This is a genomic window from Niallia sp. Kr1, from assembly GCF_050389805.1.
Taxonomy (GTDB): Bacteria; Bacillota; Bacilli; order Bacillales; family Cytobacillaceae; genus Bacillus_BD.
In genome coordinates this window covers 3014619-3035154 of sequence record NZ_CP130945.1, presented here as the reverse complement: position 1 = coordinate 3035154, position 20536 = coordinate 3014619, and the positions used below count along the sequence as shown (strand labels likewise).

The 20536-nt window shown below is 35.7% G+C and carries 21 protein-coding genes, 1 pseudogene and 1 riboswitch; of the genes and pseudogenes, 16 read left to right on the top strand and 6 right to left on the bottom strand.

Features of this window, described 5'->3' with window-relative positions:
- Positions 1–84: 84 nt before the first annotated feature.
- Positions 85–393 (top strand): YodL domain-containing protein, encoded by a 309-nt coding sequence (locus Q5760_RS14795; RefSeq protein ID WP_428908403.1) that lies wholly within the window; start codon positions 85–87, stop codon positions 391–393.
- Between the two features lie 112 nt (positions 394–505).
- On the opposite strand, the gene Q5760_RS14790 is transcribed toward Q5760_RS14795, so the two are convergent.
- Entirely contained in the window at positions 506–640 is a 135-nt protein-coding gene (locus Q5760_RS14790) for a hypothetical protein (RefSeq protein WP_428908402.1), read from the bottom strand.
- Positions 641–834: 194 nt separating this feature from the next.
- Between Q5760_RS14790 and deoD the strand changes: the two are divergent.
- From deoD to Q5760_RS14770, 4 genes and pseudogenes are all read left to right on the top strand, one after another.
- Positions 835–1467 (top strand): annotated as a pseudogene (gene deoD / locus Q5760_RS14785) (purine-nucleoside phosphorylase).
- Between the two features lie 88 nt (positions 1468–1555).
- Positions 1556–2356, top strand: a complete 801-nt coding sequence (locus Q5760_RS14780; RefSeq protein WP_428908401.1) for a M15 family metallopeptidase — start codon at positions 1556–1558, stop codon at positions 2354–2356.
- Positions 2357–2652: 296 nt separating this feature from the next.
- Positions 2653–4158 carry a S41 family peptidase gene (locus Q5760_RS14775; protein WP_428908400.1) on the top strand — a complete coding sequence of 502 codons (1506 nt, stop codon included), beginning with the start codon at positions 2653–2655 and terminating at the stop codon, positions 4156–4158.
- Positions 4159–4267: 109 nt separating this feature from the next.
- Positions 4268–5185, top strand: a complete 918-nt coding sequence (locus Q5760_RS14770) for a CobW family GTP-binding protein (RefSeq protein ID WP_428908399.1) — start codon at positions 4268–4270, stop codon at positions 5183–5185.
- Between the two features lie 60 nt (positions 5186–5245).
- On the opposite strand, the gene Q5760_RS14765 is transcribed toward Q5760_RS14770, so the two are convergent.
- Positions 5246–5488 carry a DNA alkylation repair protein gene (locus Q5760_RS14765; protein ID WP_428908398.1) on the bottom strand — a complete coding sequence of 81 codons (243 nt, stop codon included), beginning with the start codon at positions 5486–5488 and terminating at the stop codon, positions 5246–5248.
- A 304-nt stretch (positions 5489–5792) separates the two neighbouring features.
- On the opposite strand from Q5760_RS14765, the gene Q5760_RS14760 reads away from it, so the two are divergent.
- Positions 5793–6218, top strand: coding sequence for a FixH family protein (locus Q5760_RS14760; RefSeq protein ID WP_428908397.1), 426 nt, complete (start codon positions 5793–5795; stop codon positions 6216–6218).
- Positions 6219–6259: 41 nt separating this feature from the next.
- Here the strand turns inward: Q5760_RS14760 and Q5760_RS14755 are convergent, their stop codons facing one another.
- From Q5760_RS14755 to Q5760_RS14745, 3 genes are all read right to left on the bottom strand, one after another.
- Complete coding sequence (locus Q5760_RS14755) at positions 6260–6712, bottom strand: cytochrome-c oxidase (RefSeq protein WP_428908396.1); 453 nt, start codon at positions 6710–6712, stop codon at positions 6260–6262.
- 146 nt (positions 6713–6858) lie between these two features.
- On the bottom strand, positions 6859–7362 hold the full coding sequence (locus Q5760_RS14750; protein ID WP_428908395.1) for an Hsp20/alpha crystallin family protein: 504 nt from the start codon (positions 7360–7362) through the stop codon (positions 6859–6861).
- Between the two features lie 148 nt (positions 7363–7510).
- Positions 7511–8068, bottom strand: coding sequence for a GNAT family N-acetyltransferase (locus Q5760_RS14745; protein ID WP_428908394.1), 558 nt, complete (start codon positions 8066–8068; stop codon positions 7511–7513).
- A gap of 605 nt (positions 8069–8673) precedes the next feature.
- Between Q5760_RS14745 and Q5760_RS14740 the strand changes: the two genes are divergently transcribed.
- From Q5760_RS14740 to dapF, 7 genes are all read left to right on the top strand, one after another.
- Positions 8674–8997, top strand: coding sequence for a DUF4870 domain-containing protein (locus Q5760_RS14740; RefSeq protein ID WP_428908393.1), 324 nt, complete (start codon positions 8674–8676; stop codon positions 8995–8997).
- Positions 8998–9131: 134 nt separating this feature from the next.
- Entirely contained in the window at positions 9132–9905 is a 774-nt protein-coding gene (locus tag Q5760_RS14735; RefSeq protein WP_428908392.1) for a hypothetical protein, read from the top strand.
- Between the two features lie 145 nt (positions 9906–10050).
- Positions 10051–10197, top strand: a riboswitch (FMN riboswitch).
- A 221-nt stretch (positions 10198–10418) separates the two neighbouring features.
- The gene (ribE, locus tag Q5760_RS14730) at positions 10419–11069 is read left to right on the top strand and encodes a riboflavin synthase (protein WP_428908391.1); all 651 of its coding nucleotides are present in this window, start codon (positions 10419–10421) and stop codon (positions 11067–11069) included.
- 31 nt (positions 11070–11100) lie between these two features.
- Entirely contained in the window at positions 11101–12297 is a 1197-nt protein-coding gene (locus Q5760_RS14725; RefSeq protein ID WP_428908390.1) for a bifunctional 3,4-dihydroxy-2-butanone-4-phosphate synthase/GTP cyclohydrolase II, read from the top strand.
- Positions 12298–12338: 41 nt separating this feature from the next.
- Positions 12339–12809: a 6,7-dimethyl-8-ribityllumazine synthase gene (gene ribH / locus Q5760_RS14720; protein ID WP_428908389.1), complete on the top strand. Its 471-nt coding sequence runs from the start codon at positions 12339–12341 to the stop codon at positions 12807–12809.
- A 174-nt stretch (positions 12810–12983) separates the two neighbouring features.
- On the top strand, positions 12984–14234 hold the full coding sequence (locus Q5760_RS14715) for an EAL and HDOD domain-containing protein (protein WP_428908388.1): 1251 nt from the start codon (positions 12984–12986) through the stop codon (positions 14232–14234).
- Positions 14235–14299: 65 nt separating this feature from the next.
- The gene (gene dapF, locus Q5760_RS14710) at positions 14300–15280 is read left to right on the top strand and encodes a diaminopimelate epimerase (RefSeq protein WP_428908387.1); all 981 of its coding nucleotides are present in this window, start codon (positions 14300–14302) and stop codon (positions 15278–15280) included.
- Between the two features lie 22 nt (positions 15281–15302).
- Here the strand turns inward: dapF and ligD are convergent, their stop codons facing one another.
- The gene (ligD, locus tag Q5760_RS14705) at positions 15303–17168 is read right to left on the bottom strand and encodes a DNA ligase D (RefSeq protein ID WP_428908386.1); all 1866 of its coding nucleotides are present in this window, start codon (positions 17166–17168) and stop codon (positions 15303–15305) included.
- 145 nt (positions 17169–17313) lie between these two features.
- On the opposite strand from ligD, the gene Q5760_RS14700 reads away from it, so the two are divergent.
- Genes Q5760_RS14700 through glpK form a run of 3 tightly spaced genes read left to right on the top strand, consistent with a single transcriptional unit; the run spans position 17314 to position 20401 of the window.
- Positions 17314–18150: a Ku protein gene (locus tag Q5760_RS14700; protein ID WP_428908385.1), complete on the top strand. Its 837-nt coding sequence runs from the start codon at positions 17314–17316 to the stop codon at positions 18148–18150.
- Between the two features lie 46 nt (positions 18151–18196).
- A complete protein-coding gene (locus Q5760_RS14695; RefSeq protein ID WP_428908384.1) occupies positions 18197–18859 on the top strand; it encodes a phosphatase PAP2 family protein in 663 nt (220 codons plus the stop codon).
- A 51-nt stretch (positions 18860–18910) separates the two neighbouring features.
- Positions 18911–20401, top strand: coding sequence for a glycerol kinase GlpK (glpK, locus tag Q5760_RS14690; protein ID WP_428908383.1), 1491 nt, complete (start codon positions 18911–18913; stop codon positions 20399–20401).
- The last annotated feature ends 135 nt before the right edge of the window (positions 20402–20536 follow it).

Sequence of the window (20536 nt, the reverse complement as noted above, 5' to 3'; positions counted from 1 at the left end):
CTTTGAAGGATTCGGGGTGCTTCTTCTCTAATATGTAAACAAGGTCAAATTTTGATGAAATGTTAAGGGAGGAAAGCGAAACGAATGTTGTTGGAATTTATACGAACCCGTAAAAAAGCATATGACGTAACCATTTTTCAGACACCTATTTTTAGACAAAAAAAGGGCTATCAACAAGTATACCGACTACAAGTCGAAGGGATGTCACATAGTGATTGCCTGGATGAAGTGTTCTCCCAATTCAATATAAAAGAACTGATACCAGAAGATTTTAAAGGTCGTTTCATTGGAACAGGAGATATCTTATTTATTGATGAAGGACGAAAAGGACAATATTATTATCAATTAAAACCAGGTGGGTGGGAAAAAATTAATCGAATACATGTGGTTTAAACTTATGTAGGTGCTTGACCTATACAGTCAAACTAGATTAATCTAGTTTTTTGACTATTTGGTCAGGCACCTTTATTAATGTCTAGTATCTAAACTTCCATTTTTAATATTATTATTGGTTATTTTTTCTTCCGCCAGTTGCGCTAAATTCTTTTCCATGTGCTTCTTGTTCCGCAATAATGGCTTCTTTAGGGATGTGATTATTCTTCTTAGGTGAGTTAATTCGATTACGATTCTTTTTACCCATAATGTCCTCCTCGTATTTCCAAATTGAATGCAGATTCAATAAGAACCTGCATTCAATAGTTTTGCCCCATATATAGCTCTTCATGCGACATTAAAAGTACTTTTAAATTTATAGTATATTGATTACATGACATTTAAGGAGGCTATACTATGAGTATCCATATTGGAGCTAAAGAAGGACAAAACGCATAAACTGTGCTTTTACCAGGAGATCACTCTGCGCCAAATATATTGCCGAAACATTGAAATTCGAAATATGTTTGGATTGAAAGGTACATACAAAGGAAAGCGAATTTCCGTTCAAGGGACTGGTATGGGGGTTCCATCTATTCCGATATATATTACCGAATTGATGCAAAGCTATAATGTGCAAAATTTAATTCTTGTGGGTACATGTGGAGCAATCCAAAAAGAAGTCAAGGTCCGTGATGTTATTTTATCTATGAGTGCATCAACAGACTCACAGATAAACAGAAAAACCTTCGGTGGAATGGATTATACTCCAACCGTTAACATTGATTTATTGAAAAATGCCTATGATACTGGTTTAGAAAAGGGATTAAACTTAAAAGTAGGAAATGTTTGAACAGCAGATTTATTTAATAATAACAATCGAGAATTGGAAAAATGGGCACAATATGGGATTTTGGCAATTGAAATGGAGGCTGCAGCCCTATTTACTTTAGCATCAAAATTTAGTCGAAAAGCCTTAGCGTTTTTAACAGTTAGTGACCCTATTTTAACTGGAGAAGTACGTCAGCAGTGGAAATGCAGCTAACCTTTAATGATATGATTCAAGTGGCCCTTGACTCATCAATCAAAGAGTAACAAAATAAAGAGGGCGAAAATGCTCTCTTTTTTTACGAACTTATGTGTATGGCAAATTTAGAATTAATTGGTAGGTGGATCGTTTTTAATGAGGAAAGCAGTAATAGCAGTAAGCACCATGATCTTACTTGCAGGTTGTCAATTTGATTATTTTAATCCTCCAACCGAAATGAATCAAGCAACGCCTAATGAAGAAAGTCGCACATCCGAGAATTTCCATCCTCAAGAGCCAACAGAACCTGAGTTAACATTAGATGCTAGCTATTTTAATGAAATCATTCAAGTCGATGGAAAAAATGTGATTCAAAATCCTGATAATTTACTTATTTTAGTAAATAAAGTGTATACTCTATCAGAGGAATATGAACCAGAGGATTTAGTGCGTCCAAATGTTGCTTTTTCATTTGGGAATCAAGATGTAGAGAAAAGTTATTTGCGGCAAGAAGCTGCTGCCGCCATTGAAAAAATGTTTGAAGCTGCAGCGAACGATGGATTCCAGCTATATGCGATTTCTGGCTATCGCTCATATGATCGTCAAGAGGCTAATTACAATGAACATGTAAACCGGATAGGTGAAGAAGAAACCATAAAAATCGTTGCATATCCTGGTAGAAGCGAACATCAAACGGGTTTAGCTATGGACATTTCAAGTGAAAGTGCAAACTTTCGATTGAATGAACAATTTGGTGAAACAGATGAGGGTAAATGGTTAATGGAAAATGCTCATAAATATGGGTATATCCTCCGTTATCCAAAAGGAATGGAAACTATTACAGGCTATAATTATGAGCCGTGGCATTATCGTTATGTAGGAGTTGACATCGCTTCTGAGATGTACGAGCACCAATTAACATTAGAAGAGTACTTTAATATCGTGAAGAAAATCTAAGCTCTGGACAATCTTTTGTCCAGTTTTTATCTTAGAGAAGCATCACCATGTTATTTTCTTTGTGAAATAATAGTGAAAATGGTATTCTAATCATTAAGAAATGTTTAGTTAACTTCATTTAGCAGAAGTCCTTTCATTCTAATGTTAAGGGATGAAGCCAAAAGATTACAGTTTAAGTATGGGTGCAAAACCCAGCTAAATGAAGTGAAGCAGCCGTCGAGCCTTGCGATTTTTAAAGGTATTTTTATCGAGCGAGCTCGATAAAAATCTGAGCGCAAATTCGGCGGTCGAATTTGATGATTGAAAGTGGTGAAAATGCCTTGGACAATGAACAGGTTAATCATGAAACGGAGGACCAAAAATCCGGTTTTATTCGCATGAAAAAATTTCATTTTATCATGCTATTATTTTTAATGGTCTTTTTATCAGCCGGGATTACAACATTTGCTCTGGCTTTTGGAGATGAACAGGCTGTATCAGTAGGGACAGATAGAAGTGAATTTACTAAGTTATATTCAACCTTTGATACATTAAAAGCGAATTATTATGAAGAGATTGAAGAGGAAGAGCTTATAAACGGCGCCATCAATGGAATGGTACAAGCTCTTAATGATCCGTATTCAGATTATATGGATACAAGGGAAGCTAAGAGCTTTAATGAAAGTATTTCTTCTTCGTTTGAAGGCATTGGGGCCGAAATCCAAGAGCTAGATGGATACATACAAATTGTTTCACCAATTAAAGAGTCACCAGCTGAAAAAGCCGGACTTAGACCCAATGATAAAGTCATAAGTGTCGATGGAAAAAGTATTCAAGGCATGAGCGCAACTGAAGCGGTTTTATTAATTCGTGGGGAGAAAGGAACTACAGTTACGTTAACGATTGAAAGACCAGGCGTTTCTGGCTCGATGGATGTGTCGATCGTTCGGGACACGATTCCAATTGAAACCGTATATGGTGAAATGATCGATGCTGAAAATGGAATTGCAAAGGTACAAGTAACGTCATTCTCTGAAAATACCACAGAAGAATTGGTAGAAGCATTAAATGAATTAAAGAGTCAGGGGATGAAAGGAATGGTCTTGGATTTACGTCAAAATCCAGGTGGATTGCTTGACCGAGCAATTGAAATAGCTAGTCTTTTCTTGCCTAATAACTCAATGATTTTACAAGTTGAAGACCGTGAAGGAAATCGACAAGAAATTAAATCTTCTAATAGTAGTCAAAATCCAGATGTTCCACTGGTGGTTCTGGTAGATCAAGGAAGCGCGAGTGCTTCAGAAATCTTAGCGGGTGCATTTAAGGAATCCGGAAACATTCCTCTTGTTGGTGAAAAGACATTTGGGAAGGGAACCGTCCAAAGGGCACAAAATTTTAAAGATGGCTCTAATTTAAAATTTACAACAGAAAAATGGCTAACCCCTGATGGAAACTGGATTCATGAAAAAGGTATTACCCCAGATGTCCAAGTATCTCTACCTGAGTATGCAACTTTAACAATGATCAATCCAGATACTGAATTAAAACATTCTTCGTCATCTGTCGAGGTTCAAACAGCTCAAAAGATGTTAAAAGCTGTAGGATTTGATCCGGGTCGTGAAGATGGTTTTTACGATGATGGGACAGAACAAGCAGTTAAAGATTTTCAAGCTAGTGTTAATTTAGAAGTTACTGGAATTCTTACCGGTGATTCTACGATGAAATTAATGGAGAGTTTACGGAATTTGATTCAAAGTAATGACACTCAGCTACAAAAAGCCGTTGAAGTATTAAAGGAACAAATGGAAATTGAGAAAGAGTAATGAGTAAAGTGCTAGCACTATTCTCTGAATAGATCCTCTCGAAGGTTCTATTCAGGAAGTGTTTGGCACTTTTCTTTTTAAAGTGATATTTGAATGGAGGGTTCTAGTAATGAAAACTGAGGTGTATCTACTTTCTGGATTTCTTGGAAGCGGGAAAACAACTTTATTAAAGCATTTGTTACAGGAGGAGAAACTTGCCGGTCGAAAAGTGGCCGTACTCATGAATGAACTTGGAAGTGTTTCAATTGATTCAGATGCAGTATCAGAAGATGTTCCATTGAAGGAATTGTTAGACGGCTGTATTTGCTGTAGTATTCAAGATAAATTGGAATCGCAAATACAAGGTTTATTAATGGAATCAAAACCTGATGTAATCTATATTGAGGCAACAGGAGCTGCTCACCCTGTAGAAGTATTAGATGGGGTTGTATCCCCCCTTTTTGCCAATAGATTAAATTTCAAAGGAATTATTACAGTCATTGATGGAAAACAGTGGTTAGAGCGGAGAAATTTAAGTCCGCAAATTCAACAATTGCTCATTGAACAGGTGAAGTATTCCAACCTTATATTAATCAATAAAACGGATCGCTGTTTGGAGGAAGAATTAGCAAAACTGAATGTAGAGATCCAAATGCTGAATCCATATGCAACGATTATTTTAACTATGTATTCAAAGGTACCCATTAAAGAAGTTCGTAATCTTGGTTTTAATGAAGAGTTGACGGCTACATATCAGCATACACACCATGAACTAGATTTGCGGTCATTTGTTTATACGTTTGATCATCATATTGATCAGACGGCTTTTGAAATGTTTTTAAAAAACATGCCTGATACCATCTATCGGATGAAAGGCTATATTAAATTTTCTGAGTCGTCCTATCCATATCTTTTTCAATACACCTATGGGATGCCTATTTATATGAAGGAATATATGAATATGCCCCTTAATCTTGTTATGATTGGGGATGGGATAAATTGGAAGGATATCGAAAATCAACTTTCGAAGTTAGAAGGTAAATCTTAAAAGAAAGGTGCCAAAAGTTGGCACCTTAATCAGGATAAAAAAAGGAAAATGTTTAATCTTTTACGCCATCTCACCAAACTTTATGAACGTTTTTTCATCTTCGATTAATCCACAGGTCCCACATTGTACTTTAAGGTCTGGACCTTTATAGGCCATATGAAAAGGACTTAAGTTATCCTGTGAATATTCCTCAAGTACTGTTCCTGTATTCGGATCTAGTTTTACAGATTGTGGAATTTGTTTAATTAAGTTAAAACGTGATTTATTTGTTTTGCAGTTAGGGCAACGATAAGGTGTTGTCATGCAAATTCCTTCTTTCTATGATTTTGGCTCTGTTAACTGGGTTGTCGATTTTCTTTTTAGGCATTTTGCTTCCCGCTCAACTTCGCCCGAGCCACTATGACACTTCTTGTCTACGGTCTCTTGCCGGTATCCTATTCCTCAGGAGTTTTCGTACCTTCTATTACAATTAACAGTAGTATAAAATCAACATTTCCCTTTAACAAACCCATGATTTTTAAGTATATATTTTGCAACATTGTAAGCCTTTATGTAAGAATAGTAGTAACTTTATTATCTTTTACATTTATCAAGGGGGCATATTTACATGGGGAAAAGGCTAGGGAGAATTTTCATTTTTCTGTTATTTATAGGCATAGGCTTGTTAGCTGCTTGTTCTCAACCAAAAGAAGTCGCTAATGAAGAAACGATGCCAGCTTTTCTAGATGTACAATTAACAGTTGATTTACAGAATGGTCAGAAAAACGAACCAGTACTATTTCAAGCCAAAGTGACATACGGGGAAAAGCCAGTAACGGGTGCAGATGAAGTTGTATTTGAAATCTGGCGTGCTCAAGACGATAACCACGAAAAAATTGAGATCGAACATAAAGAGAATGGGATATATGAATTAGAAAAAAGCTTTGATGAAGAGGGAACGTATTATATTATCGCCCACGTGACAGCCGAAAACATGCACAATATGCCAAAAGAGGAATTTGTTATTGGACAAGCAAGTGTGCCTGAAGAGTAATAGAAAGGGAGAATGGACTTTTATCCATTCTCCCTTATTTTTTAAAATGTCACATCATTTTTTGGTGGTTCAACCGTTTGATTGGAGCTTATTTGCCTAAATAGATTAATTACAAATAAAAAGGTACCGAGAATAAGTACGATTGAGCCAATCACAATGCCGAGTGTTAAAGCTGTGTTCCCCGTTAAGATTTGTAAGAAAAGCGCTCCTTGCATGACTGGCAGTCCGATATTATGCATCCAAAAATGAGCATTGGCTAATTTGGTCTTGCTGGCCATTGGGAAATATAAATAGATAAGTCCAAATAGAGCCATGGAAACCCAGCCAAGTAAATTTAAATGCGCATGTACGGATGTAAAAGCAAAATTATGAGTAATGCCCATAACAAGCCCTAGCATAACTGCAATAGCAAAGTACACCCCAGCAATTTTCAAATAACGTGCACCCATTACATCTCCTGCCTTTCGTTTGAATAGTATGAATTTTACTATCATTATAATAATACAATATACCTATAGTGTATATACCGTTTTATATTAAAATTGTAATTATTTAGTTAAATTGTATTAAATATCGGATGTGATAAATGGTTCTTTTGGATGATTAAATCTTAAGATTTTTATAATGAACACTCTAGATGTTATTTCATGTCGGTAATGTCTATTTCAGAAAACTGAAGATCTATACTTTTTGGAATCTTTATCTCTAACACTCCATCTTTATACCGTGCGGTAGTTCCTTTTTTCTTTACTAGTGCGGGCAATGTAATTTTGTGCGTATCATCATAGTTGGGGATATGTTCAAGAATGAGTAAATGGGAAGTATGAGTAATTCTAAGTACTGTTAGCCATTCCTCTGATTGGATAGCAACTCGAATAAAAATCTCATCATGTGTTTCAAAAACTGAATATTGAAGTTCAGAATCTCGCTTTTCTGTTTCACGGTTTTCTGGCTCATTGGACGTTTGAAATGGATGGAAGTTTGCCATGAACTCTTCTTGATTCATGCCCATTTGTTGGGGAAAAGGAGATTTGAACATGTTACTCATGAGTTTTTGAACAAACTGATTAATTTCATCTGGCTTCATTTGTTGCATCTTTGCTTGAGTTTCCTTCGAAAAAGGAAAGAAGTTCCACGGAAACATTGTATATTCATCCTTTCCTAGAGATTTGTTTCTGACAATGGTCCCTAGCCAAAACATATCATTATTTTTACCTAGTATATGCAAGAAAAGATCGGTCTGGACCATAACATTAAAAAAAGACTAACCATTTAATGGTTAGTCTTTTGCCTCAAGCTTCTAAAGGTTGAGACGTTTCTGCCGAAATACCCGTTCTTAATGTATGCAATGTGTACAAATCCTTTGGAATTTCATAGAGTTTAAACATAGTTCCTTGGGCATTTAATTGATCAAATAGGGATTTTCTTGACGCACTAGCATCAATAATATAAGGAAGTTTTTCAGCAGCTTTTTGAGAACGAATATTTTCTGTGCGGATACGCATAAATACCGTTTCAATTCCAAGTTCATAGAAAATTTCTTGAAAAAAAGCATCTTTTGCCAGCTTATTATATCCTTTTCCATGATAAGGTTTCCCAATCCAGGTTCCTAAAAACCCTGCGTTTTCCTGTATATCGTATAAGCTTATGGTGCCAATGGGTGAACCCCATTCATCTAAAATCGTACGAGAAATTAATTCCCCTCGTTCCTCAGCTTCAATTAATTGCTTCGTGATAAATAAAAACTCTTCGTATGAATTTGTTTTATGACGGACGAAAGGGAAGACGTCCGGGTGCGTCATTAAATCAAATAATTCGTGGCATTCGTTCAAATCCCGCTTTTTAAGCATGGATACAGCCTCCTTATGAGGGCAGTTGTAGCTCATGCGAAAGAGACTATTCCCACCCTCGAAATTTTTTATAAAAGTTACTAAAAAATTTCGGGGTGGGAATCGAACCCACTAGAACCAGATTGACTGGTGGCGCACCATTTGCCTTCCCTATTCCAAAAACAAATATGATATTTTGAAACCCCGCAAATGCGGAGGATATGTTTAGGTTGTCTACTCTTTTGTGGGAAAGATGGAGTGAAATTCACGATCTTTCTATTTACATTTTACAAAAAAAGTACCAATATGAAAATAGGTTTTTTCTTAAAAAAATGTTAATAAATCGTGAATAAATGATGGAAAAAACACTTCAATTTTTAATGCATGCATTTTGTGGATTTTGCTTAAACAATATATGTGTTTAAGAGCAAAACGGTGAAAGTTTCCAAAAATAATGGGGTAAATGAAGTGGTTTTTAAATAAATTCTATTCAATAAAGACAAGAACTATAACAAAATGAAAAATCTTGAATCCTTTTTAATTATAGTACGTAAAATAAAAGGAAAACAAAATGAACGAAAATGTTGCCATTGGAAACATTTAATTATAGAAGGGGAGAGAATTTTATGCCATCTAAAGATGAAAGATTGTTAGCTATGTTGATTTATGTGTCTAGTTTTTTCACAGTTTTTATTGGACCTTTAATTATTTGGTTAATTAAAAGAGAAGATTCACTTTTTGTTGACTATCATGGGAAGGAATATTTCAATTTTTTAATTTCTTATTCAGTGTATTCCATTGCAAGTACCATTTTAATGATTCTTCTTATCGGTTTCCTAACGATTTGGATCGTTGGCATTTTAGCCTTTATCTTTACAATTGTTGCTGCGATTAAATCCTATAACGGGGAGATGTATCGAATTCCATTGGTTTTTCGACTCATTCGATAATTAAGCTAAACTACCTTCGTATACGAAGGTAGTTTTTTACTTTCAATTTTTCTATTAAAAACATATAGGTTGGATTCATTTCATAGAATATTAATAGAAAAGAAATGTTTAATGATTGATTGGGGTGCAATTCTATGAATATTCGTGAATACTACGAACAAAATGCCACAGTATCCATTCATGCTAGTTTAGTCGCTTTAATCCCAGCAAGTGCGTTCATGTCGTATATTGTCTTAATTTCAAATCATAAGAAAATGATCTTGTTAGTCATCCCTTTTTTACTCTATAGCTTTTTCTGTTTTCAAAAATATCGTCTTAATCAAAATCGAGCAAAATTGGTAAAATTAAATGAAGAAGAAGTTCAGTCTGAAATCGATTTACTGACAGTACCCCAATTATTGCTTACATTTTTACCTGCTCCGACACTAAGACTTCAATTATTTGAACCCAATGGATTTAAAGCAGGTGAATTAAGAGATGTATCCTCGGTTTGGTATCGTTGGTTTACACCAGCATTTGTTGAACAATGGATAGAAAAACGGTATGGCTTATATGACCACCATGATAACCCTCTTGCTATATTTTTGCTGAAGCGAGATCGAATTCAAATCATTACACTAGACAATCAAGGTGTAGTGATTCAGGGGAAATGGGATAAAAACAGTTGTACTTTTGGACATCACCGGTATCAAGTCAAGAAAGATGGAATTATGCAAGAGTTTTCGATCTGGGCACAAAATAATAAACAAAAAGTAGGGCAAGTTGAAGTAGGCTGGATCCCACTTAATTGGGGGGAGCGGTTTGTTGATGGGAATACTCCTGTTTTAAAGCATTATAATCTATCAAAAGAGGAAAAATTACATATTTACTGTATTCTTATTTTAAAATATGCGTATCACAATCATTAAAAAGTATTCCAATCCCATCCTTATGAAAAGAATGTGACAAAACAGGGAATTTTTTCTTAAAAAAGATACATCCGTTCAAAAGCGGTGTGTTTCATTCTTGACAACATATGGTTTATCAATGATAATGAACACAAATCAAATAAGAAAAATCTTTCGGGGTAGGGTGAAATTCCCAACCGGCGGTGATGAGGGTTACCTCAAAGTCCGTGACCCGGGTTCATGTTACATGAAAACGGTGGATTTGGTGCAATTCCAAAACCGACAGTAAAAGTCTGGATGGGAGAAAGATATGGATCGCAACGTTAAAAAATTTTCTTTTTATACGTTTATTTCGTATTGCTTTTTTAGCCCCATACTTTCCGTATGGGGCTTATTTAGGTAATAGGTTGTTTTTGACTTGCTCACTTTTTTACAACACCAACTTCCCATCCACATTCACTCGAATTTCCCCATGTTTTGGATATCCTTATCTGACTTTTTTCACACTAATAGAAAAGGAGGTGCCACCACTATATGTTCACCGGTTTAATCGAGGAATTAGGGTCAATGAAAAAAATCAATCATAGAGGAAATACATTGGTTTTAGTTATAGAAGCAGAAAAAATCATGAAAGATTTACACGTTGGTGACAGTATTGCTGTTAATGGTGTTTGTTTAACTGTAACAAAATTTACAAAGGATCATTTTGAAGCCGATGTTATGCCGGAGACGTTTAAAAATACATCTCTTTCATCTTTAAAAGAAGGTTCTAAAGTGAATCTTGAACGTGCAATGGCGGCAAATGGTCGTTTTGGCGGACATTTTGTTACAGGCCATATTGATGGTACGGGTATCATTCGCAAACGGACTCATATTGAAAATGCTATTTTAGTTGAAATTGAGATCCCTACTGAAAATTCTCATTTTGTTTTAGAGAGAGGATCCATTGCGATTGATGGGACATCTTTAACTATTTTTAGAACCAGCCCAAATTCTGTCACGGTTTCACTGATCCCCCACACGGCAAAGGAAGCCGTACTTGGTTTAAAAAAAGAGGGGGAAATCGTGAATTTGGAATTTGACGTGATGGCAAAATATTTTTATTCCTTTATGCAAAAGAGAGAATCGGGACCAAAAACTAGCGGAGTTACCGCTGAATTTTTAAAAGAAAATGGATTCTACTAAATCCGTATTTGTATATAAAGGAGGAAACCCTATGTTCCATTCTATTGAGGAAGCAATTGAGGATTTAAAACAAGGGAAAGTCATTATTGTGGTGGACGATGAGGATCGAGAAAATGAGGGTGACTTCTTAGCACTTGCCCAATATGCTACACCAGAAACGGTTAATTTTATGGCGAAAGAAGGAAGAGGACTTATCTGTACGCCTGTTACAGAGAAAATAGCGGACCGCTTAAATTTACATCCAATGGTTGAACATAATACCGATGCAAAAGGCACCGCCTTTACTGTAACAATCGACCATAAAGATACGACAACAGGGATTAGTGCGTTTGAACGTCATTTAACAATCGCGAAAATGCTTGATCCAGGATGCGTTGCCACAGACTTTAATCGCCCAGGTCATGTATTTCCACTAATTGCTAAAGATGGTGGTGTACTAAGACGTGCTGGACATACAGAAGCAGCAATTGATTTTGCAAGGTTAGCTGGTTCAGAGCCAATTGGAATCATTTGTGAAATAATGAATGATGATGGAACGATGGCTCGTTTGGATAGTCTGGAAAAAGTCGCCGAAAAATTTGATCTTAAACTAGTATCCATTGAACAATTAATTGAATATCGACTCCAACATCATGATTCAAACGTAAAACGTGAGGTTGAAATTCAATTACCTACATCATATGGTGACTTTAAAGCATATGGGTATACAAGTTTAGTGGATGGGAAAGATCATGTCGCTCTAGTAAAAGGAGAAATTAATGAAAATGATCCCGTTCTTTTACGAGTACATTCTGAATGTTTAACTGGAGATGTTTTTGGTTCGAAACGATGTGATTGTGGTCCTCAACTTGCTACAGCACTTTCGCAAATTGAAGAAGAAGGTCAAGGAATTCTTCTCTATATGAAGCAGGAGGGAAGAGGTATCGGGCTCATTAATAAATTAAAAGCCTATAAGCTGCAAGAGCAAGGCTACGATACTGTTGAAGCTAATCATAAACTTGGATTTGGTGCAGATCTTCGTGATTATGGAATTGGAGCGCAAATATTAAGGGACTTAGGGGTTAGAAAAATGCGACTTCTCACCAATAATCCACGGAAAATTGCTGGTTTAAAGGGGTATGGATTGGAAGTTGTTGAGAGAGTTCCAATTCAAATTCCAACTGAAGAGGAAAATAAAAAATATTTACAAACCAAACAAGAAAAACTAGGTCATATGTTATCGCTTTAAAAAGGGATGAAATAAAACTTTAACTTTAAGGAGAGAATGAAATGAAAAAAGTATTTGAAGGACATTTAGTAGGTACAGGACTAAAAGTAGCCATTGTCGTTGCAAGATTTAATGAATTTATTAATGGAAGATTATTAGCTGGTGCAGAAGATGCTTTAAAACGCCATGGAGTGGAAGATGAAAATGTCGAAATTTTCTGGGTCCCAGGTGCATTTGAGATTCCATTAACAGCACAAAAATTAGCAGAAACTAAGAAATATGATGCGGTTATTACACTTGGTTCTGTCATTAGAGGTGCAACACCGCACTTTGACTATGTAAGCAGTGAAGTAGCAAAAGGAGTTGCGGCTGCAGGAATGGATACTGGGTTACCAATAATTTTTGGCGTCTTAACAACCGATACCATCGAACAAGCAATAGAAAGAGCAGGTACAAAAGCTGGAAATAAAGGGTATGACGCAGCAGTTACAGCCATCGAACTTGCAGATTTATACCGTAAAATCTCCAAATAAAACAATAAATTAACAAATAAAAAGGTGTAACTGTAAAATTGTTACACCTTTTTTACTTGTAATAAATATTTCATACAAGTCTACCAATTTTCGACACCTTTATTTACTCTTATAAGGTAAAATAATGTTTGATTGTAAAGGATGATCATGTTTTTTGAAGAGTTGGAGGAGAAAATGAAGGTTTATGTAGCAAAGCAACCAATTTATGATATTTATGAAGATATTGTTGGGTATGAACTTTTATATAGGCAAGATTCAACCAACGTATTTCCAGATATAGATAGAGATCAAGCAACAGCTGAAGTGATTATTAATACCCATTTAAATATAGGTCTTCATCGCCTAACAGAAGGAAAACAGTACTGTATTCAATTTACAGAAAGATTATTGGAAGAGAAACTTCCTACTTTTTTTAATTCAGCAGAAATGGTGGTGAAAATATCCAAAGATGTAATATTAAGTAAAAGATTGGTAGATATCGTCTGCGAATTAAAAGACTTAGGTTATGATATCATCTTGAATGAAGCGTTGATTGATCTTGATTTTCCCTTTTTAGGCGATTTATTAACGAGTATAAAATATTTAATCTTGGATTTTTCAAATGAGATAACGAGAAGACACCAAGAAATGGAAGGTTTGGCAGCAAAGTATGGTTTTCAATTAGTTGCCGAGAAAATTGAGAAACCACATTTGTATGAGCAAGCGAAAAGACGGGGCTATTCCTTATTTCAAGGGTATTTTTTTTCAAAACCAGTAATTGAATCAACCTATGAGATACCATCTGTTTTTCGAACCGATCCAATCTTAACACAATTTCCTCAAGATATATTGAATGAAGATACTTTAGTTGAAATAATTGAAAAAGACTTATCTTTTTCCATACAATTATTACGCTTAATTAATTCTAATTCAATCCAAAATGGAAAGGTATGTTCGATTCAAGATGCCATTTCTTTAATTGGATTAGAAGAGGTGCAAAAATGGGTTCAACTTTTAATGTTTAGATATTCTCTAAATTCTCCAACAAGACTTTCTGAAGAAATGAACCGGTTAACATTAACAAGGGCGAAACTTTGTGAATATATAGGCAAATTAATCGGTTCACCTTATCCTTCCTGTTTTTATTTAATGGGTTTAATTTCTATGATTGAGAAAATAAATCAAGAATCGATGGAAGAAGTATTAGAAGGGTTGCCTATAAAAGATGAGTTATACGAGGCTATAATGGGGAAAGAAAATGAGTACAGGAATGTTTTAGATTTGGTTCAAGCGGTTGAACAAGCGGATTGGAAAATTATGAATAAGCAATGTAAAAAGTTGAATATAACGGAAAGGGATCTATTCCGTTTATATGCAGAATCATTAAATTGGACAAACGATTCCTTTCAAGGAGAAAAAAAACAAGAAACTGTGATCCTTCATTAATGCTAAAGTTTTCTTATCTATGGTAAGATAAACACCAAGCTGAGGCAAGGAGAGGTTGAAATAAAATGAAAATACAAGTATTGAAATGTCATGGATCAGGAAACGATTTTTTACTAATAGATGAAATGGATGGACAGTATACTTTCAATGAACATGATCGAGCAACCCTAGCGAATGTCTTATGTAATCGCAATGCACAACTAGGCGCAGATGGGATATTATTTGTATTACAAAGTGAAAGAGCAACAGCTCGAATGCGTGTATTTAATGCGGATGGGTCTGAAGCATCTATGTGTGGAAATGGTCTCAGGTGTGTGGCTCGCTATGTTTGTGAAAAGTTTAATATAGAAGAGACTGTTATTGAAACGATGAAAGCTGATTTACATGTAAAAAAACAAGACGATCTTTTCCCAAATGTCCCAACTTATATGGTTGAAATTTCACCCGTTTCCTTTCAGATCTCAGATTTACCTTTAAACTTGGAACAGGATACGTTGAAAAATGAAAGAATTCCTTCGCTTTCTCAAATACTGTCATTTACAGCATTGGCGGTGCCGAATCCACATTTGGTTTCAATTGTTGATACTAATATAATCCAATCTGATTTGCAAAAACAATTAAGTGAGTTTGTGAATGGGGACAATCCATTTTTTCCAGATGGGGTCAATGTGAGTTTCGTGAAGCCCCTTGAGAAAGGTGCGATTTATGTCAGAACTTTTGAAAGAGGGGTTGGCTTTACCAATGCCTGTGGAACTGCGATGTCCGCATCAAGTCTTGTGACGTGTTTAGGTGGTTTACATGAAACCGAACAAACGATAGAAGTTTATAACGATGGTGGAAAAGTACGATGTGTTGTTCATCAAGAGAGCGATGGATATTGGATTGAATTAATTGGGAATGCAACATATGTGTATGAGGCAACTGTAGACTATCATAAAGAGCAACCAGACTGTTTTCAGGTATGTGAAAGACGTGTTTTTGAAGAAACACAGCAATATGCCAAACTAGAAAAAGTGGCTCAAGAATTTATAAAAAAATGGATGTAAGGATAGGTGAAATCACCTATCCTTACTTTTTTTGTGTTTTCAAAAATTGTAAGACAGGGTCAAATTTCTGCTCGTTTTTGGCATGGAAAAAATCTGCAAACGGATTTCCTTTTTTCTTTAATCGTTGTAACAAGGAGGGAATTTGAAACTTCTCCATTGTCAATCCTTCTTCTACCTCATTCCAAAAAAGAGGAGTTGCAACGGTCGCTTTGTTCGTACCTCTCGGTGAAAAAGGTGCAATAATGGTTTTTCCTTCAGCATGCTGTACATAATCTACATACAATCTGCCTTTGCGGTTTTTTTTCATTCGTTCAATTGTAAAGGAATCAGGATCTTGAGCAATTAAATAATCAGCAATAAATGAGGTAAACAACCTCGTATCTTCAAAAGAATAACGGTTTTCAGGGAGCGGAATATAAATCTGTAAGCCCTTATTTCCAGATGTTTTTATAAAACTAATCAAATTTAAACGATCTAACACTTCTTTAATCATAAGTGCTGCCTTAATGGCTAATGAAAAAGCATTTTTTGATGGTGGATCCAAATCAAATACAATTTCACTTGGACTCCCATTGCTGTAAATAGTATTAAAAGGAATATGATATTCAACAGCTAGTTGATTTCCTAACCATAGAAACGTTTGTTCATTATTACAAACGATATAGTGTATCCCTTCAGATAGTTTGGAATGTACATAAGATGGGGCGTAATCTGGACAATTTTTCTGATAGAATGGCTCTCCAAACATTCCATGCGGATACCGAATAACCGTTAATAGGCGATCTTTTAAAAATGGAGAAATGTAAGGATAAATTTCTTGTAAAAAGAAGAGATAATCCTTTTTATTTATGGCTGGTTGTTCCCAAAGCAGTTTTTCTGGATGAGATATCTCAAATTCATCCATTTTTGAATCCATTCCTTTTTGTTGATGATCGGACTTCTTTTTAGGTAGTGTACATTCACTCGCAGGAATATTCGTTATAGCATGAAGACTAGGCTGTCTTAATGTCCTCCCTTCAGGCCATTCGATAAATTGGACTTTTACTGTTATTTCAGGCTGGATCCATTGAACTCCTTTCGTTCGATCCGGATCATTATAAAAGGGTTTATCTGGAATTTTCAATGTATCCGTCTGTACCGTAAGTTCTTTCCAATCATTCACGGTCATTTTTCCAGTTCCACAATGTCCAATATACCAGAGTTTCCCTTGGTCATCGTACAGACCGAGAAGGACAGAATTAACGATTCCAGCTCGATAAGTTACTCCAGCAATCACTGCAATTAGATCATGATAATTTTTTATTTTTTGCCATCCCTTATCTTTGCCATCAATGCGATAGGGACTGTTTAGATTTTTACAAACAATTCCCTCTAAATCATATTCCTTTACCACATTCCAGATTGCATTACCGTTGTCTTGAGAAGGTACAATCTGAACATGGGGAGTAGGGTTTACGCAAGTTTCTAGAATAGACAAACGGTCTTGTAGTGGGCTATCGGTCAACCAATTTCCATTAAAAAATACAATATCAAAAATCATATAATAAATTGGAACGTCCTTTTTTACCAATTTGACTTTATCTAAATTTCGCAACCCATCTCTTCGCATCACTTCGTGAAAAGAGGGTTTTCCACTTGAATCAAGGGCCACGACTTCGCCGTCAAAAATTGCCGATTTGCCTTTAAAATATTCGGAAATCTGGTTTGTGATTTCTGGGTAATGGTAGGTTCGCTCATTAAGTTTTCGATTAAATAACGCAATATTCTTACCATCATAGTAGGTTACAATGCGAACACCATCCCATTTAATTTGATAAATCCACTCAGAACCAACCGGGATGGTATCAGATGATATTGGTTCAAAGGGGATGATAGGCTTTAAATCCATAGATGGAACTCCTTTTTTAATAGTAGTGTGAGCTTTATCTTAAAAGATTATTTTTCCGGAAAAAGATTGCAAAATATTTCTTTGTATGATGCTCCATTCTCTACATAAATTAATAACAATCATAAGGATGGGAGAGCAAAAAAACATGCATACAATTTGGAAGGGTAGTATCAGTTTTGGACTTGTTAATATTCCGATCAAGCTTCATGCTGCAACAGAAGATAAAGATGTTAAGTTACGAACACTGCATAAGGAATGTCATTCCCCAATTAAATATGAAAAAGTATGTCCTGTTTGTAATGTGGAAGTGAAGCCTGAAGAAATTGTAAAGGCTTATGAGTATACAAAAGGAAAATTTGTTGTGTTAGAAGCGGAAGAACTTGAAAAATTAAAAAAAGAGAAAGAAGATAAATCAGTTGAAATTGTTGATTTTGTAAAAATGGAAGAAATTGACCCGATCTATTATGATCGAAGTTATTATATTTCACCAGGCGATAATGGTGGGAAGGCTTATTCATTGCTGAGAGTAGCGTTAAAAGAATCAGGTAAAGTTGGTATTGCCCGAATCATGATCCGTTCTAAAGAGCAAATGGCTGTATTACGTGTGTATGAAAATACACTTGTCATGGAAACAATCCATTTTCCGGATGAGGTTCGATCAACGGGGGATGTTCCAAACGTTCCAACTGATGAAAATGTAACAGAAAAAGAACTAGATACGGCCATTTTATTAATTGATCAATTGACAACTGAATTCGATGCTTCAAAGTATAATGATGAATATCGTAGTGCATTATTAGATTTAATTGAGGCTAAACGAACCGGTCAAGAAGTTGTTACCTCGAAAGAAAAAGAAGTAAAAACTAACGTCACTGACTTAATGGCTGCCCTGCAAGCATCGATTGATCAAACAAAACCTAAGCAAGAATCAACAACAAAGAAAAAGAGAGTCACAACGAAAAAATTGAAAAAAGAAGCATAAGTTAAAGGGGTCATCCAAAGGTTGACCCCTTTAAGAAAGGAGTCAAATGGAAGGAATAGTTAATCGATCCAAAAAAAAGTTCACCTACATAAGTTCTGCAATAACGGTCATCATCATATTTATTGTATTATTTATCTATATTTCGAAACTTATATCAAAAAATGCTTTAGTAACTTTCGATCATACCATCATCACAGCAATCCAATCGGCTATCAGTGATCGAAATACTCTATGGATGCTAATGATAACGGAACTCGGTTCTGTTAAATGGATTACGATTTTTGTCATCCTAACAGCAGTATGGTTACTTTATAAGAAAAAATACTCGTTAGCAATATTTATGATGGCAGCAAGTGGTATAGGAGCCCTATTTAATATGTGGTTAAAGTGGTTATTTAAGCGGGAAAGACCTGATATTTTACCACTCCTTAGTGAGGAAAGCTTTAGCTTTCCAAGCGGGCACGCTATGGGTTCATTTATTTTTTATGGTTCTTTAGCCTATTTGATCATTCACTTAGTTCATAAGAAAAGTTGGCAATTGTTCAGTATTGTTGTAAACGCTCTTTTTATTCTCTTTATTGGATTATCCCGTATTTATTTAGGAGTTCATTTTCCAAGTGATATTGTTGGAGGATATCTAGCTGGATCAGCGTGGCTTTTGTCCTGTATCATCTTGTTTCGTTATTATGAATACCGTCATAATCTATAGTGCTATGGTAAAATAGAAAGAAGCTAAGTTAGTTAAAGAGAGGGGAATCTCATGGAAAGTTATATATTAGCTTTAGATCAAGGAACAACTAGTTCACGAGCCATTCTTTTTAATCAAAAAGGGGAAATGGTTCATGTGGCACAGCGGGAATTTACCCAGTATTTTCCCCAACCAGGATGGGTAGAACATAATGCGAATGAAGTTTGGGGATCTATTTTAGCTGTAATTGCTTCTATTCTATCAGAAACTGGCATTAAACCAGACCAAATAGCCGGAATTGGGATTACCAATCAGAGAGAAACAACAGTGGTATGGGATAAAGAAACGGGTTTACCAATTTATAACGCAATCGTTTGGCAATCAAGACAAACCAATGAAATCTGTGAGGAACTAAAAGCGAAAGGTTATGAATCAATCTTTCGACAGAAAACAGGACTTTTAATCGATGCGTACTTTTCAGGAACAAAAATAAAATGGATTTTAGATCATGTGGAAGGGGCTCGGGAAAAGGCTGAAAACGGTAGCTTATTAGTTGGGACTATCGATAGTTGGCTTATTTGGAAGCTTTCAGGTGGTAAAACCCATATAACGGATTACTCAAATGCTTCTAGAACTCTACTTTTTAATATTCATGACTTAAAATGGGACGATGAATTATTAAAGATTTTAGCGATTCCGAAATCGATGTTGCCCGAGGTACGACCTTCATCAGAAATATATGCCCATACCATAGAGGAACATTTTTTTGGAAAGAGAGTGCCGATTGCCGGGGCGGCTGGGGATCAGCAAGCTGCACTGTTTGGTCAAGCCTGTTTTGGAGAAGGAATGGCGAAAAATACATATGGTACAGGTTGTTTTATGTTGATGAATACAGGAGAAAAGGCGGTAGTATCAAAAAACGGCTTATTGACCACTATTGCTTGGGGGATGAATGGGAAAGTTGAATATGCACTAGAAGGAAGTATTTTTGTAGCTGGTTCAGCGATTCAATGGCTCCGTGACGGGTTACGTATGTTATCAGACTCAGCTGATAGTGAAAAGTATGCACAACGAGTAGTGTCTACTGATGGTGTGTATGTAGTTCCTGCTTTTGTAGGATTAGGAACACCCTATTGGGACAGCGATGTAAGGGGGGCTATTTTTGGACTAACAAGAGGAACAACGAAAGAGCATTTTGTTCGTGCCACACTAGAATCATTAGCTTATCAGACGAAAGATGTTTTAAGTGCCATGGAAGCAGATTCAGAGATTAGGCTTCAAACATTACGAGTTGATGGTGGCGCCGTCAAGAATGATTTTCTTATGGAATTTCAAAGTAATATACTGCAAGTACCAGTCCAACGACCTAAACTGAACGAAACAACAGCATTAGGCGCAGCCTATTTAGCAGGTCTTGCTGTTGGTTTTTGGAAAAGTCAAGATGAAATAGCAAAGCAATGGTCCATTGAGAAAACATTTTCACCTACAATGGAGAAGAAAGAGAGCAGACGCTTATATTCAGGTTGGAAAAAAGCGGTTAACGCCGCAATGGTATTTAAATAATTATTTATATTTAACCCGCTATTCTTGAGCGGGTTTTTTTTATGGGAATATTGAAAAATCCCATGCCGTATGAGTTCTAGAAATGTTAACTGATAGTGAAATACCATATAACTGGATCTTTACGCAATCCAGTAT